This window comes from bacterium, assembly GCA_021108215.1.
In the GTDB taxonomy this organism is placed as follows: Bacteria; Oederibacteriota; JAAXVQ01; order JAAXVQ01; family JAUVAV01; genus JAIORK01.
Genome location: JAIORK010000036.1, coordinates 37,115 through 54,589 on the forward strand (window position 1 = coordinate 37,115; position 17,475 = coordinate 54,589).

16 protein-coding genes and 2 tRNA genes are annotated in these 17,475 nt (G+C 44.2%); 2 read left to right on the top strand and 16 right to left on the bottom strand.

Annotated elements, in window-relative coordinates; all coding sequences use genetic code 11:
* Window positions 1-99 precede the first annotated feature (99 nt).
* A complete protein-coding gene (locus tag K8S19_08110) occupies window positions 100-2,739 on the bottom strand; it encodes a hypothetical protein (protein ID MCD4813640.1) in 2,640 nt (879 codons plus the stop codon).
* A gap of 340 nt (window positions 2,740-3,079) precedes the next feature.
* Between K8S19_08110 and K8S19_08115 the strand changes: the two genes are divergently transcribed.
* Entirely contained in the window at window positions 3,080-3,283 is a 204-nt protein-coding gene (locus K8S19_08115; GenBank protein MCD4813641.1) for a cold shock domain-containing protein, read from the top strand.
* A 147-nt stretch (window positions 3,284-3,430) separates the two neighbouring features.
* Here the strand turns inward: K8S19_08115 and K8S19_08120 are convergent, their stop codons facing one another.
* The 15 genes from K8S19_08120 to K8S19_08190 all read right to left on the bottom strand — a co-directional run bounded on the left by K8S19_08120 (window position 3,431) and on the right by K8S19_08190 (window position 15,663).
* Window positions 3,431-4,153: a hypothetical protein gene (locus tag K8S19_08120; protein ID MCD4813642.1), complete on the bottom strand. Its 723-nt coding sequence runs from the start codon at window positions 4,151-4,153 to the stop codon at window positions 3,431-3,433.
* Between the two features lie 32 nt (window positions 4,154-4,185).
* Window positions 4,186-6,519 carry a hypothetical protein gene (locus tag K8S19_08125; GenBank protein ID MCD4813643.1) on the bottom strand — a complete coding sequence of 778 codons (2,334 nt, stop codon included), beginning with the start codon at window positions 6,517-6,519 and terminating at the stop codon, window positions 4,186-4,188.
* Window positions 6,520-6,621: 102 nt separating this feature from the next.
* Window positions 6,622-6,816: a hypothetical protein gene (locus K8S19_08130; GenBank protein ID MCD4813644.1), complete on the bottom strand. Its 195-nt coding sequence runs from the start codon at window positions 6,814-6,816 to the stop codon at window positions 6,622-6,624.
* A 166-nt stretch (window positions 6,817-6,982) separates the two neighbouring features.
* Window positions 6,983-7,165 (bottom strand): helix-turn-helix transcriptional regulator, encoded by a 183-nt coding sequence (locus K8S19_08135; protein MCD4813645.1) that lies wholly within the window; start codon window positions 7,163-7,165, stop codon window positions 6,983-6,985.
* A 315-nt stretch (window positions 7,166-7,480) separates the two neighbouring features.
* Window positions 7,481-8,023 (bottom strand): helix-turn-helix domain-containing protein, encoded by a 543-nt coding sequence (locus K8S19_08140; GenBank protein ID MCD4813646.1) that lies wholly within the window; start codon window positions 8,021-8,023, stop codon window positions 7,481-7,483.
* Window positions 8,024-8,867: 844 nt separating this feature from the next.
* Window positions 8,868-9,236, bottom strand: a complete 369-nt coding sequence (locus K8S19_08145; GenBank protein ID MCD4813647.1) for a four helix bundle protein — start codon at window positions 9,234-9,236, stop codon at window positions 8,868-8,870.
* A 199-nt stretch (window positions 9,237-9,435) separates the two neighbouring features.
* Window positions 9,436-9,510, bottom strand: a tRNA-Glu gene (locus tag K8S19_08150).
* Between the two features lie 224 nt (window positions 9,511-9,734).
* Window positions 9,735-10,100 (bottom strand): hypothetical protein, encoded by a 366-nt coding sequence (locus K8S19_08155; GenBank protein ID MCD4813648.1) that lies wholly within the window; start codon window positions 10,098-10,100, stop codon window positions 9,735-9,737.
* 10 nt (window positions 10,101-10,110) lie between these two features.
* Window positions 10,111-10,186, bottom strand: a tRNA-Gln gene (locus K8S19_08160).
* 96 nt (window positions 10,187-10,282) lie between these two features.
* The gene (gltX, locus tag K8S19_08165) at window positions 10,283-11,752 is read right to left on the bottom strand and encodes a glutamate--tRNA ligase (protein ID MCD4813649.1); all 1,470 of its coding nucleotides are present in this window, start codon (window positions 11,750-11,752) and stop codon (window positions 10,283-10,285) included.
* Between the two features lie 220 nt (window positions 11,753-11,972).
* The gene (locus K8S19_08170; protein MCD4813650.1) at window positions 11,973-12,353 is read right to left on the bottom strand and encodes a polymer-forming cytoskeletal protein; all 381 of its coding nucleotides are present in this window, start codon (window positions 12,351-12,353) and stop codon (window positions 11,973-11,975) included.
* Between the two features lie 21 nt (window positions 12,354-12,374).
* Complete coding sequence (locus K8S19_08175; GenBank protein MCD4813651.1) at window positions 12,375-13,277, bottom strand: M23 family metallopeptidase; 903 nt, start codon at window positions 13,275-13,277, stop codon at window positions 12,375-12,377.
* Between the two features lie 119 nt (window positions 13,278-13,396).
* Window positions 13,397-14,266 (bottom strand): ParB/RepB/Spo0J family partition protein, encoded by an 870-nt coding sequence (locus tag K8S19_08180; GenBank protein ID MCD4813652.1) that lies wholly within the window; start codon window positions 14,264-14,266, stop codon window positions 13,397-13,399.
* Window positions 14,267-14,405: 139 nt separating this feature from the next.
* Window positions 14,406-15,236: an AAA family ATPase gene (locus tag K8S19_08185; GenBank protein MCD4813653.1), complete on the bottom strand. Its 831-nt coding sequence runs from the start codon at window positions 15,234-15,236 to the stop codon at window positions 14,406-14,408.
* 61 nt (window positions 15,237-15,297) lie between these two features.
* Window positions 15,298-15,663 carry a response regulator gene (locus K8S19_08190; protein ID MCD4813654.1) on the bottom strand — a complete coding sequence of 122 codons (366 nt, stop codon included), beginning with the start codon at window positions 15,661-15,663 and terminating at the stop codon, window positions 15,298-15,300.
* Between the two features lie 242 nt (window positions 15,664-15,905).
* On the opposite strand from K8S19_08190, the gene K8S19_08195 reads away from it, so the two are divergent.
* Window positions 15,906-17,462, top strand: a complete 1,557-nt coding sequence (locus K8S19_08195; protein ID MCD4813655.1) for a YifB family Mg chelatase-like AAA ATPase — start codon at window positions 15,906-15,908, stop codon at window positions 17,460-17,462.
* Window positions 17,463-17,475 lie beyond the last annotated feature (13 nt).

A 17,475-nucleotide genomic window follows, 5' to 3' on the forward strand; every position in this document is an offset into this window, starting at 1 on the left:
CAGCCTCCCTTGGCAGTATTAATGTTGCGCACATCATAACACAATCACGTGACAACCCTGTGTCAGGTTTGGGATATACGCCGACTGTTTTTATGCAATTTATTTAACAATGCTAACTTTGATAGTCCCCTTCACGCTCCCTTGCACAATAACACGCGCCATATAGACACCGGGCGCAACATCTTTGCAGTCCCAGTCCAGGCTTTGGCCCGGACCCTCCGGTAAATTTTCCTGCAGTACCGCCACGCGCTCACCGATCAAATTATAGAGCATAATCTCAACCTGGGCAGCTTGCTCCAAATGGAGCACAAAGCGCATCTCTGATTTGGCTGGATTGGGAAATGCCAACGCCGGCCGGCCGCCCAGGTCGACATTGAGCAAAGGATTGTCCGGTGTCACGGTTGCGGTTGGCGTTACGGTCAAAGTGGGTGAGACGGTTTGGGTCAATGTAATAGTTCCGGTCAGGGTAATGGTGGGTGTCACGGTTGCGGTAAAAGTGATGGTCCGGGTAGGTGTCGCGGTTGCGGTCGGCGGTCCAATCACAACCACATCCGTTGCAAACGAGGATGTATTGTTACTGCTGTCCGTGGCCAAAGCGGAAACCGTCTCTCCGCCAACCAGACCGGACGGCGTGAGGCTCCAGTTGCCCGAGCCATCGGCCGTGGTCCTGCCGACCAGGGAAATGCTCCCTCCCGGATTTCCGCCCGCTTCAGCCAGGAAAACCTCGATGTAATCATTATTCCCCGCGGTTCCGGAAATCAGGGTGCTGGAGGCAGCCGTAATCACAGGCGGTATTTTATCCGTATTGCCGCCCGCGGACAACAGAATCGCATCATGGCCTATCGCTGTGATGGTATTGGCAAACAAACCGTTTTGAATTGCATTGGAATTTAAAATACTAATTCCATAATTCATGCCGGTAAAAATATTTCCCGAACCGGTATGCTGAATACCAAAAAAATTGCCCTGCCCGTTCGAAATACGGACACCGGTACCCATGGTCAATCCAGTGGCCGTGCCGTCTGGCATGCAATTAAGCCAGTTCTGGCATATGGTATTGTTGTCCGCTCCGTCATACAGTTCAAATCCGTAGTTTAAACAGTAAATATAGTTGCGGTCTTCAGGCAGCAGTCCGCCAATCACGTTATCGATCGCGACGCGAAGCTGGAAACCGTTAAAATTCTCGATTACGCTGCTACGGTCAAGACTCAACCCGATATCATTTCCCAGTATATAATTGCCAACCGCAAGTTCCAGAAAAACCGCATTCAAACTATTGCCGGAAATGATATTGCGGTAGATGGGATCCGGACCGCCGATATAATTGTTGGTGGCATTCGCGTAATATAAGCGGAGGCCGTGATAATTGGGAATCGCGGCATTTCCGGCCAGATTAAGGCCGATAATGTTTCCGATCACAGTATTTCCCTGGCAGTCGTAAATGAGCACACCCGCGTTTCCCGTACCACTGCTGCCTGAAATCAAATTGCCCCGCATCTGGCCGGCTGACAAATTGGGTCCGCCGACCAGATTATTATCACCGGTTATCCATACCCCGCACTGGTCGCTGATGGCTGCCGCGTCACCGGCCCAGTTGGTGCCGATCAAATTGCCGCTTACCGTATTGCCCGATCCTTGCAGCCGGATATTGTATTGGCTGCCGGATATCAGATTGCGTTCCTTATATGCTGCATTCAAATGACCGCCGATCGCGAAAGAAAACCCATACAGATCAAGACCGTAACTGGAATTATTGGTAATCTGGTTGTTCTGGATAATATAATGATGCGAGGTTGTGGCAGTGTTATAAATGCCGCGGTCATTGGCCGCAATGGTATTGCCATAACCGTCTACAGGCAAACCGATCCAGTTGTTATTGGAATAATTGCCGATACCAATCCCGGCAAAGGAGTGGCCCAAAGGTGTGGCCATATCACTGCCCAGACCGATCACATTGCCGCAGACACTGTTGCCCGAGGTTGCCGCATAGGTGAAACGCAGACCCGAGTTGCTGTTGCCGGATATCAGGTTGCCCTCATTGGCATACCAGCTCCCACCGATCATATTATTTTCACATTGATCACCAAACTCCACGCCAACTAAATTAGGCCGGGCCAAAAGCCCGGAGCTGTCGGTCCCAATATAATTATTCTGGATTTTCATACTGCTGCAGTGACCAACATATATGCCATAATGGGTATTACTGGATATAATGTTGCGGTCACTGATATTGGGTGTGCCGATCACTGCATTCGTACTGCCCAAAATGTAAAGACCGTCGCGATTTGGCCGGCTTACATCTGTCCAGTCAAGACCGATCCTGCATCCGGTAATTGAAATATTGTCGGCATTAACGGAGCGGATTGCCTGATACGCATCCACCAACGCTACATTTCTGAATTGCGTATTATCACTGGTTATGGCAATCAAAAACATATACGTATTACTCTCCTGCGCCGGATAGTACCCGATCACCACGTCATTACTCTCCCCATCAATAATTAATTCATTATTAATCCATATTGCGCTGAAAACCGTGATGGAATTGGAATTGCCGCTGGCGCCCGGCCCAAAGGTAATGGTATCACCTGCCGTGGCATCCAGAACCGCCTGGCGCAACGTCCCCGCACCGCTGTCCTCGCGGCTGGTGACTTGAATGGTAGCAGCTTGCGCAAGTGTCGCCATACCGCATAAAATAATAACTGCAATATACCTGACCCCTAAATATCTTTTCACCATGTCAAACCCCCATCTTCGTGATATTGCCTTCCCAATAAAGTAATAACACAGGTTTTTAAAACAAACTATAAAAACAAGGAAAAAGTCACAAAATCAAATCAGGTGACGGACCATTACGGTTCCAGCGCTTGTGCAGCCAGGCGTTTCATCTGCTTGACAATTGCGGCCAGACCATTGGCCCGGGAGAGAGAGGTTGGTGCTTAATCCAATTTGTCTATAAAGATGAAAAAAAGGCAAAATGCCATTTGACATATCTCCAAATAAAGCTTATGTTTCTTATAGATTTCAGCCGGATAGGGTTGGGATCAGTTAGGTTCATTTTATAGGAGGAACGTATTTCATGGTACAAGGTAAAGTAAAGTGGTTTAATGATGCAAAAGGATTCGGTTTCTTGGAGCGCGAAGGCGGCAGTGATGTATTTGTTCATTTCTCAGCTCTCAAAGGCGACGGATTCAAAAGTTTGGCTGAAGGTGAAGCAGTAGAATTTGATGTCGTTGACGGTCCCAAAGGCCCTCAGGCATCCAATGTTTCCAAACTTGGCTAAGCAACCCATCCGACAACTCGTTGTATAGGTTTTAATTAAAAACCCCCGTACCTTTTGGTGCGGGGGTTTTTAATTTGGGGTAGCGCTACCCTACTGCTCCCCATTAACAAAAGAAGAGTAGTATAAAAGCTCTTTATTTTCCTACTACTAATAGCACTCATAGTACGGTGGCTTTTTGGGTGTTGGATATATTTTAGCCGAATAGTGTATGTTTTTTATCTTGTCACGAAATTTGTTTTGCAAAATAATATTATTTCTAATTGCTGAAATATACTTATCCAGCGCTATTACTAAATCAACCTTTAAGGCATTAATTGATATCGGCAACCAATATCCAGCATAGTTATTCAAATGCGTTATTTCTCCGGCAGAATGAACTTGCACTATTTGGAAGTGTTTAACATCAAGCCTTTTTTCAAATATTATTTTGCCATCATTATCTGCTATTTGGAAATTGTGGCTGTAACTATTTCGTTCACCGTCTTCATCAGAAAATACCAACCACTTTAATATCGCTTTTTTACTTTCGAGATCTATTAATAGATTTTGTGGATGAAATCTATGACACAATCCATGTCGATACATGTAATAAAACCATTTAACTTCCTGGTCTTTGTAAATACTTGTGTCAAAATAATTACGAATAAATCCTAACTCAACATCCTCACCATCTTTCCCGAAGGGTCTTTGACCATGAAGATATTCACTCAATTCCAGCACATAACTAAAAAACATCAATGGAATAGTAAACTCTCCTATCCCTGCTTTTAGAAGAGCACCCATTTCTAAGAGGATCGAGTTTTTATAATCTTTATCCAAATATTCGATTATCTGGTCACTGCTAACATTTTTAAATAATTTCCAAGACATACCTCATCTCCATTTTAGACCACTTATTGATTTTATTTAATCGGATGTTTAGAAAGAATTTGTCGTGCTAATTCTTCTCCGTCATTTGGGCCTGGAAATCCACCTCTTTCCCGTAATCGTTCTTCAAGTTGTTTTTGTCTAAGTAAAATATGTTTTTGTACATTTTTCCATTGTTCTTCTGTGAAAACCTTCGGTTTTGTTTTAATTTCTTCGTCAACCTTGTTTGCCATATGTGTATTGTTTTTTGCACGCATTACTAATTGAATAGCATAAAAATGTGCATATATATCACCAATTGCGTAATCATCAGGATTTTTAGAAATTTCGCAATATGATTCCAGGATTGAGCGTATATTTGAAATACATAAGAGTAATACATCTTGCCACCACTCTCGGGTATAAAATAAAAGGCCTATGTACACCATAGAATCACATGCAATATCAGTCCATTCTTTAAATATGCTCTTCTTTCTATCAAAAGCAACCCAGTAAAATGACAAAATCCACGTGAATTTATCAACTAATTCTTTCACATCATTTTGGTTAGATCGTAGTGGATTATCTAATATCTGACACACAACTTTAGCAATATGCTTAATTAGCTCATTAATCTCCCAAATAAGAAAACTATCTCCAAACTCATTTTTTTCTGCAACATTGCGCAAGTGCCGTGCAATGATGTCTGTCATGTCTATTAATTCGTAATATGGATTTGTCGCATCTCGTTCAGGATCTACTTTCGGAAATATAGTTGCAGCCATAGCGAATAAATTCCCGAGTGAAGTTTGTTCGACAAGACTATATGCCTTTGTAAACGGATGATTCATTGATAGTCTTCCTTGAAGAGTTTCACTAATTATTGCAAAGGGCGCTAAATTTCCAAGTTTTTGAAAAACTTGGCCAAGTACTTCTTTGAAGTAATAATCTTTATTCCGAAGCATATGGTCAAGGATGATAAAATACTGTTTAATAACTTCTTCTGCTAATACAGGATTGCGGTTAATATAGAAGTACTGAGCAATTTCTGATATTCCATTTATAACTGGCAAGTGAATGTCTGAGTCATCAACATCCTTCGGAGTACATTTAATAATTCCAGAAAGCATGCCGCTCGTCTGAAACGGCACCTCATCAAGCCCTTTTGTTTGGGCAATCCTCACGCATGACAACATGTAGTTAATTGGTTTCATAGACAATGGTGCAGTGTTCGGCCGGTATTTTCTTGCTCCTAAATTTGCTGTGTGGATAGTAATTTTCTTGTATGCTTCAGAAACACTTAAAGCTGCGGATTCATCATTTTGTGATATAGCAATACGGCTAATTTCATTTAACATTTCATAGGAACAGCCTGTAACTGCTTCTACATCAGATTGGGAAGTTAACAGCAATGTATCTGGGCAGGGCAAAATTAGTAAATTTAGCTTTCTTGCAGATAAATAATACATAGTCAAATGAGCAATCGCATACACAGCCGATTTCGTTAATAGTTTCTCATTTCGAGAAATAGCTTTTACTGCGATCTCAGATAAATCATTAATCCAACTATTGATAGTTTGGGGATAGCCGAACACTTGAGGATAATAAATCGTTTCTATATCCTCAATTACCACTCCCTGCTTTTTTTCTTCCGGGAGTAATTTATAATGAAGTCTTGCTGATCGATTAACTGTCTTTTTTATACGATCAATTGTTCTCATTGCTTGCTTGAGAGCAAGATTTGTTGAATAAGTTGGATCTAACAGCTTGCATATATGACGATGATACAAGCGTAGCAGATCAAGACTAAATCCCAGAGTTAATATAGCAACAGCTAATTTCAAGTTTTCTGAAACTCCAGCGAATCCACCCGCAGAAAAAGCAAAGCACGCTATACACAATATCGCAAGAGCTACAAACGATGCATTTGTAATTAAGTCTCTCCGATAAAGACGGACAATTGAAGATGACCAAGCTTCTGCTGCACGTTGTATTGGTATAATTGATAGGGTTAATACAAGTGCCAGAATTGTTCCGTACGTGGCACCAAGTTGAATGAGCATTTTATCTATTGATTGCGTTGTGTTTAATGCTGTTCGCAAAGGCGGATAACCCAGAATAAATGATGCTATTATAAGGCCAATAATACCTATCATAATCTTGCTTGTTTTCAAAAGCAACCCACGACTAAACGAAGTAATATAAAACCATAAACGAACAACTTTTATTGTCAAATACGTTTTTATTCGCGTTATTATAGTTTTCAATCCATCACGTAGCGACATAATCATTCGTTTGAAATATTTCACTAGTTTTGGCCACCATAGTATTACGTTTGTTGACCATAAATTGCGAATTTTAAAGTATGATTTGTTTTTATTTTGGTTCATATAATCCTCTGAATCTATTTTCCTGTCAGCGAAATATAGGGCATTATCGTCAACTTTTAGCGGAATAGCAATTCAAAATATATTACACCGTAAATAGCACCGTTATTTTATACATGACTGTTTCTTTATGGCTTTTACTACCAAATCACTGATTTCTTGCATTATCTCTGGATCGTATTGGATAAAATCAAGTCTACCGCTGCTTTTATCTTGGTTTTCTTTTACTACTTCTCGATCCATACGTTCAGTTATGATTTGGAAGACCTTTATATCACCCCGTGCCGCTTGTTTGATCATGGCGCCTGCAACCTTTTCCTGGCTGATACTGCCAGTCTCAAACTGTTCCTTGATAACAACATTCCAGTGACTGACTCCACACTTGGCACCGCAGGGATTTCCGCTTTGTCCCTTTCTTCTAATTAATTCTTTATAAACAAAAAAGAGCCTCCCTTTCGGGAGGCTCTTAAAGATTCATTAGGTCCTTTAATTTAATCCCCAGCCCATGAGCTATCTTAGCTAGAGTGGTGAATTGCGGGTCCACAAGACCTTTTTCGATCTTACTTAGGTTGCCTTTGGACATGCCGTTTTCATAAGCTAGGTGTTCCAGGGTAATCCCCTTCTCCTTCCTTAGCTTATGTATCCTCATGCCCAGTTTTTCGGTTAATTGGCTCATAATGGAGTTGATTTTACAATATTTTAGGTTTATAGTAGTTTCTTATAAGAAACTTTTGGAGGTTAAATATGCAAATCTTAAAATCTACAATTCCTTATGTCATTGAATTTTCACCGGATGACATCAATTATTTACATTTGGCCTGTCATTATTATAAAGATTTACTGAAAAATAATAAGGACATGAAAAAAATCAAACGACGGGATAGACTTAAGCATCTAAACCAAATGATAACGCTCATTGATTTGATGATGTGAGGATTATCAAAAAAATATTTTTATATTTGTTCTATTTACTCTGCATTGCTAATAGCTCCGCCTTTTTTCCCTCCATCGGGGCTGAAATATGTATTCGTGATTTTTCTTTTTTACGCTTCTGGCCTCCCTGGTTTAATTTCGAGAGGTTTTCAGATATAAATCTATCAATATTCTCTTTAGCTTCCACATGAAAGCGAGCCACTCCGTTTTTAATATCCACATCTTTACCAGCCATGTGTATCAATTGATCAAGATACATTTTTACTTTAAATGCATGATATTTAATCAAATCAACAATTTTTACCGAAGGCTGGCGAAAACCAATTTCCAAGTGAAGCCCAAGGACGCTTGCATAATTCAATAGATCACCAACAGCGATATCTTTGTCATAAGAGGATTCGATTTTGGATATTTTCCCCTGGGAACAACCAACTTTTTTCGCCAGTTTGGTCTGCGTGAGTTGGTGTTTGCAACGCAACATGAGCAGGAATTTGGAAATCATCCGGTTTTCGATTTCATACGCTACGCTTTTCTTGAATTCCTCATCCGTTGAAAGCCCTTCCATCATTTTCATAACATTTTCATATTTTTTCGCCATTATTGTCCCCCCTGTTTCATACCCTTTACCTTTTTCTTGTATTCCTCAATATCCCTACTCTGGGACCTCTTATCCCCTATTCCTAAAAGCACAACCCTCTTTTCCTTTACGTCGGAATAGATATAAAGCCGTGTTTCCTGGAGCTTCTTTCTTATTCCTCCACATCTTTGGTCAATCGCTTTGATGCCCATGGGTTCCGGATAGACAAACCCCACCTGGACCAACGAAGGCGACCCACACTCACACAAAGTCCTAAAATACGTGTCCAGGTTGTTCAAAACGCACTTTAATTCATCTTTGTGCTTTTTTTGATAGTGCTTGTGGTCCCTCTCGAAGGATTGCGTCGGTTGGAGATGCCATGGTTCCATCATCGGCTCAATCCGTAGGTATTGGTATAATTATTCCATATTGGAATATTATCTCTTTTGGTTATATTTGTCAACGCTTCCATAAAACGTTTCCCTCGAATAAGTATCTTGCGTACCCTTTATTCGTTAGACAATTTTTTCGAGAGTTTCATGCATTTATTACTATTTTTTTTATTCTTTTTACGGATTGATATTGAGGTTGTATTAAGGACTCCTACAAGGAATATCATGGTTTTTGGATAAGATGGCTGAAATGAGATAAGGGAAATTGGCTGCTGTGCTCACAGAGTTCTCTTCGCATGAGATTCCCCGTTTGGTATCTAAGAAAAACAGAAAAAACCAATCTTCACTACTCGGGAATCGGTTACTACGGTCGCAACATCATGTTGCTCCCTGCGTAACCCCGCCTCGACAGCTAGCCAAAGACATCTCGTTTTTCATCCCAAAAAACTCTATTTTCCTGCTTCCTTTTTATCCAAACCCCTCACCAGTCCGTTGATCATTTTGCAAATTTCATTAAGATTTTCGTTCAAGTCTAGACAGTTATCTGAATTTATTAATTGTTTGCGTTTACATACTTCAATAATCGGTATACATTCCTGAGCAGATCCTCTAGCAATCCAAAAGAACTGTTTGCGTTCTTTTGGATGCCATCTACCGTTTCCTTCTGCCAAATTAGCCGATATGGATAGCGCTGCCCGATTGAGCTGATCAATAAGGTAATAGTTGCCTTTCGGAAATGTGTCGGTAAGTTTAGATGTCTTTTCTGCAACATCGACCGCTTTTTGGTAAACTTCCAATTTCTCAAACATGAAAGACATAGTTCAAACCTCCTATTTGGGTCCTTTATGGTATTAGACTGAAAATAGGAAGATTTCATGCTGGGAAAATGAAAAAAATACAAAAAAAATTGTGAACAGCAGATCAGCTGAGCAGCAGACCGCCCTGAATCACATGTGATTCAGGACTCCACCAGAAATAGAAAACCCTGCACCTTATTGGTGCAGGATTTTCTATTTCTGGTAGCGCTACGGGGAATCGAACCCCGGCTTGATGACTGAGAATCATCCGTCCTAGCCGCTAGACGATAGCGCCATGAGCGAAGCGAATAGCTCTGCTGTTCTGCTGCTCTGATTTCAATAAATATGTACAAGCCAATTCCAACAACTTAAAAATATGATCAGCGGACCAGCCGATAGCAGACCGCTGGTTCGCTTTTTCCTGCTGTTCTGCTGCTCTGATGCTCACCTGCTCTGCAATTTCGCTTTTTCGAAATTGCGAACCCCGGCTTGATGACTGAGAATCATCCGTCCTAGCCGCTAGACGATAGCGCCATGAGCGAAGCGAATAGCTCTGCTGTTCTGCTGCTCTGATTTCAATAAATATGTACAAGCCAATTCCAACAACTTAAAAATATGATCAGCGGACCAGCCGATAGCAGACCGCTGGTTCGCTTTTTCCTGCTGTTCTGCTGCTCTGATGCTCACCTGCTCTGCAATTTCGCTTTTTCGAAATTGCGAACCCCGGCTTGATGACTGAGAATCATCCGTCGTCTTGCGCAGCAAGACAGCTCTGCTGTTCTGCTGTTCTGCTGTTCTGCTGTTCTGCTGTTCTGCTGTTCTGCTGTTCCGCTGTTCTGATGCTCTGCTGTTCTGATGTTCTGCTGCTCTGCCACTCTTTCTCACTACGAAAGAGTGGCTGCCGATCCTGGGCTCGAACCAGGGACCCCCTGCTCCAGAGGCAGGTGCTCTACCAATTGAGCTAATCGGCAACAATTCTTCACCGCGGAGACGCTGAGCACACAGAGTAAACCAAAAATAAATCTAAACGACTTCAAATCTCTCTGCGTTCTCTGCAATAAAAAAATTTAAATATCGATCCCCGCCGTTTTCAAACCTATTTCCAAACGGCTGATCGTTTTTTCCTTACCCAAAATTTCCATCACTTCAAAAATACCGGGTGATTGCATACGTCCCGTCAGGCTAACCCGCAAAGGATGCGCTAAAATCCCGAATTTCACCTGCTTTTCTTCAATAAAACCCTTGAGGGATTCTTCCAATCCTGAAACGGAAAAGGATTCTACCATTTTCAATTTTTCGTGTAAAGCCTTAAATAAAACCTGATTTTCCTTCATACTCGCTAATTTTTCCCGCGCTTTTTCATCTATTTTTTCCAAATCCGGCTCCTGAAAAAAATAATCCACCTGACCGGGCAGCTCCGTAAGCAGTTTAAATTTTTCCCGCACCAATTTGACGCAGGCTGTGGCATAGGTTGTATCGTCTTTATCAGATAAAACCCCGGTATTTCGTAAAACACTCAGCGCACGTTTAATGTAAACAGCTTCATCAATACTGCGCATATACTGCCCGTTCATCCAGGTCAATTTATCCGGATCAAAGACCGCAGGATTTTTACTGACTTTTTTCAAAGAAAATTTTTCTTCCAGTGCTTGTTTGGAAAATAGTGTGGTTTTGTCATCAAATGCCCAGCCCAAGAGCGCTAAATAATTAATCATGGTTTCCGGCAGGTAACCCTCTTTGGCATACGCACCAATTGAAGTGGCGCCGTGCCGTTTGGACAACCGCGTCTTATCCGGACCCAGAATCATGGGAACATGCGCAAATTTCGGAAGCGGTTCATTGAGCGCCTTGTACACCGCAATCTGACGGGGTGTATTGGAAAGATGATCGTCACCGCGGATCACATGCGTAATTTTCATGGTCACATCATCCACTACAACAGCAAAATTATAGGTCGGCAGACCATTGGTCCTAAACAGGACAAAATCATCCAGTACTTTATTTTCAAAAACAACTTTTTCCCGAACAGCATCCCCGATAATCGTCTCGCCCTCGGTCGGCATTTTCATGCGAATGGTATGCGGTTCTCCGGCAGCAACACGGGCTTTGGCCTCTGTTGACGGGATGTGACGACAAGCTCCGTTGTATTTGGGATCTTCATTTTTTTCCAATGCTTGCTTGCGCATACTGTCCAGGCTTTCTGCTGAACAAAAACAATAATAGGCATCTCCCGAGTCAAGCAGCTGATTCACTTTCTCCCGATAGATATCCAACCGCTCTGTCTGACGGTAGGGTCCAAAATCACCGCCCACACCCGGCCCTTCATCCCAATTGAGGCCGAGCCATTTCATATCTTCAAGGATCATCTGCACAGATTCCTCGGTGCTGCGCTCAACATCGGTATCTTCCAGGCGAAGCACAAAGGTCCCCCCCTGACGGCGTGCATAGAGATAATTAAAGAGTGCGGTGCGTGCGCCGCCAATATGCAGATGACCGGTCGGCGAGGGTGCAAAGCGGACGCGAATGGTTCCAGACATAGTACCTCCAGGCATTTTTGTGCAACAAAAATGCAGAGCATTTGAGAGAAGAAAACAGAAAACAGTTCAACACACTCAAATGTGGTCTATTCTCAACTTTCTATTGCTCTGCGTACGTTTTATAATAACAAAACCCGAAAAAAGGTTTCCAGTTTCACCCTTTCTCGGGTTTTCAATGTCACTTTTGAATAATATCCGTTGCCATACAAAAAAATCTATGTCAACGCTTCTTGGCAGGGTCGTACTTGGTCTCCGGCTCAAATTTTTCAAATCCCATATCACAATTGCCCTTAAAAATAACGCCCTCGGCAATGGCCAGACGGGGAGTATGAATATCACCCTGGAGCTGACCGGCCGGCATGATTTCCAAGCGCTTGGCAGCCGAAACATTGCCGGTTATTTTTCCGGAAAGTAAAACCGTCTTGGCGGTAATATTTCCCTTGATCAAACCTTTCTCGCCCACAATGACGCCCTCTTCGCTGCTGACATTTCCCTCAACCTTGCCGTCAATGCGAACTGTACCTTTGGCATTAATCTGCCCTTTAAACTCTGAACCGGCGCCCAAAATAGTATCAACGCCTCTGCTTTTTTCTTCTGCCATGTCGTTTATCTCCGATAGGTATTATTGTTTTATATATTTTAGGGGATCAACCGGAATGCCATTGACGCGAATTTCATAGTGAAGATGAGCTGCCGTAGAACGGCCGGTATTTCCGACAAATCCAATCACCTGGCCGCGCCGGACACGCTGCCCGATATTCACCAATTGGCGCTGAAGATGCGCATAACGGGTGGAAAAACCATATCCATGATCAACCACGATCAGTTTACCATAGCCGCCTTCCCATCCCACATACGTTACCACACCGTCAGCCGGCGCTTTGATCGAGGTTCCTGCCTCATTGGCAATATCCAGACCGTGGTGCATGGTCGTACCTTCAAAAAACGGTGAATTGCGCATTCCGAAACGGGAGGTGATCCAGCCCCGAATCGGCCAGTCTGTGGGTTTTGAAGCCAGCAAGGACCGCTGGGTCGCTATATATTTTTTTAATTCCTGATAACTTTGCATTCTTTCACGCGCATTTTGTTTAAGAAATGTAAGGGATTTTGCAAATTCATTGGGCGTCAGGGTTGATTTGCTGTTCAAGGCCTTCATAAGATTAACCTGGTCCACCGGTGAAGGCCCCCCCTCGCCGGTATATTTAAGCAGATTTTTTTTATTCTTCATTTTTAACATAGCGCGTAATTCATCTTCGATTTTAACCACACGCTGAAAAGCTTCATGTGTACTGGCCAATTCCTGTATAAAATAAGCATTTTTTTCAACCAATTGGATATTGGCCCGGCGTGTCAATTCATAACCCACATGGCGGGTCATGATGAAAGAAGAGACGCCTACCGTGGTCAGCCCCAAAAACCCAACCAGCAAGAGAATTGCCGTTGATATTTTAAACGAAAATATTTTCCGCTCATCATGGGGGATCAACATCAGTGTTACAAAGTTGTCTTTTTTCTTTTTTGCCATAAGTAGTCACCTATTATAGTAACGGTCGTTAGCGCTAATCTTTAATATACCAATTTTAAAAAAAGCTGTCAATTATTTTGTTAGGATTGAGGTCTCTTACAAAATACACGAAAAAACGGTCATCCCAGCAAAGCTAAAATTCTATCTAAATCTTCGAGCGAATAATACTCAATCTCAATTTTGCCTTTTTGACCACTCCGCGGCATCACCTTGACTTGGGTGCCTAATTTCCGTCTTAATTCTTCTTCCAACTGGCGCGTATGCGGGTCCTTGACATCACCACGTCCCACCCGTTTATGCTTCACCGCCTTTTCAGGGCGTATTCCCTGCGCAAGACGCTCCGCCTCGCGAACCGAGAGACTATCCCGAACAATTTTCTCAGCCAACCGTTCCAACATACTCTCGTCAGTTATTGTCAATAAAGCGCGGGCATGTCCTTCGCTGATGCGGCTTTTCTTAACCAGTTCCTGAACAGACTGGGGAAGTTTGAGCAGGCGCAGGGTGTTGGCAACTGAAGACCGGTCTTTACCGACCCGCTTGGCCATGTCTTCCTGAGTAAGACTGAATTTTGTCATCAACTGATGATAAGCCAGTGCCGCTTCAATGGCGTTCAGATTCGAACGCTGAATATTTTCTATCAGGGCAATTTCCAGGCATTCGGTATCATCAACCTCGCGGACAATCACCGGAATTTGCGACAGCCCGGCCAGCTTGGCCGCGCGGAAGCGACGTTCTCCCGCCACCAGCTCAAACTTCCCATCCTGCCGGGGACGAACCATGACAGGCTGAACAATGCCCTTTTCCTTGATCGAAGCGGACAACTCATCGAGTTCCTTGGGATCAAATTCCAGCCGGGGTTGAAATGGATTGGGAAAAATATTCTCGATCGTGATCTCAGCCGGCATGGCATACGTAGAAGGCGCGTTTTCAATATTCCCTTGCATGGGAATCAGTGCTTCCAAACCTTTTCCGAGTGCTTGTCTACTCATCGCGAAATGCCCCTTTACGCTAAATTTGATGATCCTGCTGTGAAAGTGCAGCCCGAAATCATATCCGAAAAACAGTCATCCATCAAGTAAATATCGCATGAAAAATCACATGCCCTGCCCGCCAGAAGAGGTTGTCTCCTTAACCCTGAAGACTGGTTTGTGTGGTGTTGGAATTGTCGGCACTGACCGCGACTGATTCCGTCGTCGGCTGATTGCGCGCGATGATCTCCTCCGCCAGTTGGATATAGGCAACCGATCCACTACACTTGCTGTCGTACTGCATGATCGGTTTACCAAAACTGGGTGCTTCGGAAAGTTTAACATTGCGCGGAATAATCGTGTCGTAGACTTTATTTTGAAAACGCTTTTTAATCTCCTGCATAACCTGGACCGTTAAATTAGTCCTTAAGTCACACATGGTCAGGACCACACCCTCGATCCGCAAATCCGGATTCAGCCCGTTTTTCACCAAAATGATGGTACGCAACAACTGCCCCACACCATCCAGCGCGTAAAATTCCCCCTGAATGGGAATCAAAACGGTCTCGGCGGCAGTGAGTGTATTTAATGTCAGCAATCCCAGGGAAGGCGGGCAATCGATAAAAATAAAATCAAATGAATCACGCAGCGGGGCAATCCCCTGGCGGAGTTTGGTTTCGCGGGCAATCACATTGACCAGCTCAATTTCAGCACCGGACAGTTGAATATTGGCCGGTGCCAAATAAAAATTCTCCGTCTCGGTCTTGATAATAACATCAGCCATGGATTGGTTTCCGATCAGAACATCATAAATACTTTTTTCCAGCTTTTCTTTGTCAAATCCCAATCCAACGGTCGAATTTCCCTGGGGATCAATATCAATTAACAAAACTTTCTTTCCCAAGGTTGCCAACCCGGCACATAAATTAATCGAGGTTGTGGTTTTACCCACACCGCCTTTTTGATTAACAATCGCAATAACTTTTCCCATTACAATCCTAATGTTCTAATTTTTTTAATATCAGCCTTCCGGATTCCCCGGCTGTAAAAGTTTAAAGCAGTTTGGCTATTTCCTCGCCCAATTGAAACGGATCAAAGGGCTTGGTAAAATAACCGGCCGCGCCGACTTCCTTGCCCCGTTCAAAATCATCGTCATTGTTGCGCACGGTGAGAAAAACCACCGGAATATCTTTTAAATCCTTGTTTTGTTTAATTCGGCGGCAGACTTCAAAACCATCCAGATCCGGCATCATCACATCCAATAAAATAAGATCAGGTCTGAATGTTTCCAAAATTTCCAATGCCTGATAACCCGAACCCGCTGGTGTGACTTCAAATGTCTTCATATCCAGGCTGCGATGAATCAGCATACTGATGTCTTCTTCATCTTCAACCACGAGAATGCGTTTAGCGGCCATGTGCATGAACTCCTGAAATTATCGTGCAAACGTAAAGTATAGCATAATTTGAATTTTCGCAAGCAGCAATTTTAATAAAAGCACCCCGGCTATAACATCGCAGCTTCATCACCGGACCCGCACAACCCCCTGCCCATTCCGGGCAGGGGGTTGTGCGGGAATACTTCAAAAAATAATGATTTTTTTAGCATGATTTCACTTAAAAATGAGTCAAACCCTAAAAAAGCCAAAGGAGTCTTCCCATGTATTCACAGGTCTATAGCAGCGCCCTCTGGGGCATCTCAGCCAAACCCGTCCGGGTGGAAATCGATGTCAGCCGCGGATTACCGGGATTTTGTATTGTCGGTCTCCCGGATACCGCAGTCAAGGAAAGCCGCGACCGCGTTGTCGCCGCCTTGAAAAATTCGCAGCTTGATTTACCGCCGCGCCGTATCACGGTCAACTTAGCCCCGGCGCATCTCCGTAAAGAAGGTCCGGCATACGATCTCCCGATTGCTTTGGCCTTGTTGGGTGCCTTGGGACAAATCCCGCTGCCGGCGCTGGAAGAACACCTCATCTTCGGTGAACTCTCCTTGGACGGCCGGGTCTGTCCGGTGCGCGGTGCGCTCTCGCTTATTTCCGCAACGCAGTCAGCCCGCTTGTCGAAGGTCATGCTTCCCCGGGGCAATGCCCCGGAAGCCGGTGTCCTTGAACATCTTACTATTTTCCCCATGGATACACTGCTGGATGCGGTTGACTATCTTTCCGGAAGAACCACCCCTACACCCTTCACGGTCAATACCGCGCAACTTTTCCAGAACGCCAATCAGTACACCGTGGATTTTTCAGAAGTCCGCAGCCAGGCGCATGCCAAACGCGCTTTGGAGGTCGCAGCGTGCGGGGGACACAACGTACTGATGATCGGTCCCCCTGGCAGCGGCAAGACTATGCTCACCCAGCGCCTGCCTACCATCCTGCCGGAACTGACGCTTCCGGAGGCACTGGAAACCACCCGCATTTATAGTATTAGCGGTCTGCTCTCTCACGAGCATACCCTGATGACTTCACGCCCCTTTCGTTCCCCCCATCATACTGTCAGCGATGTCGCCTTAATCGGCGGCGGCACTTTCCCGCGACCGGGCGAGGTTTCATTGGCACACAATGGTGTTCTGTTCTTAGATGAGCTCTCGGAGTTCTCAAAAAATGCCCTGGAAGTACTCCGGCAGCCGCTGGAAAACCAGGAAGTCACCATCTCCCGTACTGCGGCGGCAATTACCTATCCTGCCCGCTTCATGTTGATCGCGGCCATGAATCCCTGTCCCTGCGGTTTTTTCACAGACCCGGCCAAAGAGTGTCTTTGCACACCGACACAGATTCAGCGCTATCTCGGAAAAATTTCCGGACCTCTGCTTGACCGTTTTGATATCCATCTTGAAGTCCCGGCAGTTAAATACCAAGAGCTTGCCGGTACACAGGATCCCGAACCTTCTCAGATAATTCGCGAACGGGTTGTACAGGGACGAAAAAACCAGAAACAACGTTTCCAGGAACTGCCCGGACTTTATTTGAATTCCCAACTCAGTCCCCGCCTGATGCGGCACTATTGCCGTCTGGGAAGCGAGAGCCATGCCCTGCTCAAAAACGCCATTGAGCACCTCAATCTCTCCGCCCGTGCCTATCACCGGGTCATCAAGGTGGCGCGTACCATTGCCGATCTGGAGGGGTCCGCCGATATTTTGCCGGAGTATGTGGGTGAGGCTATCCAGTACCGGACATTGGACAAACGCTATTGGGGGCAGATGCATACCGCAATGCGCTAAAAAAAGCATTTTA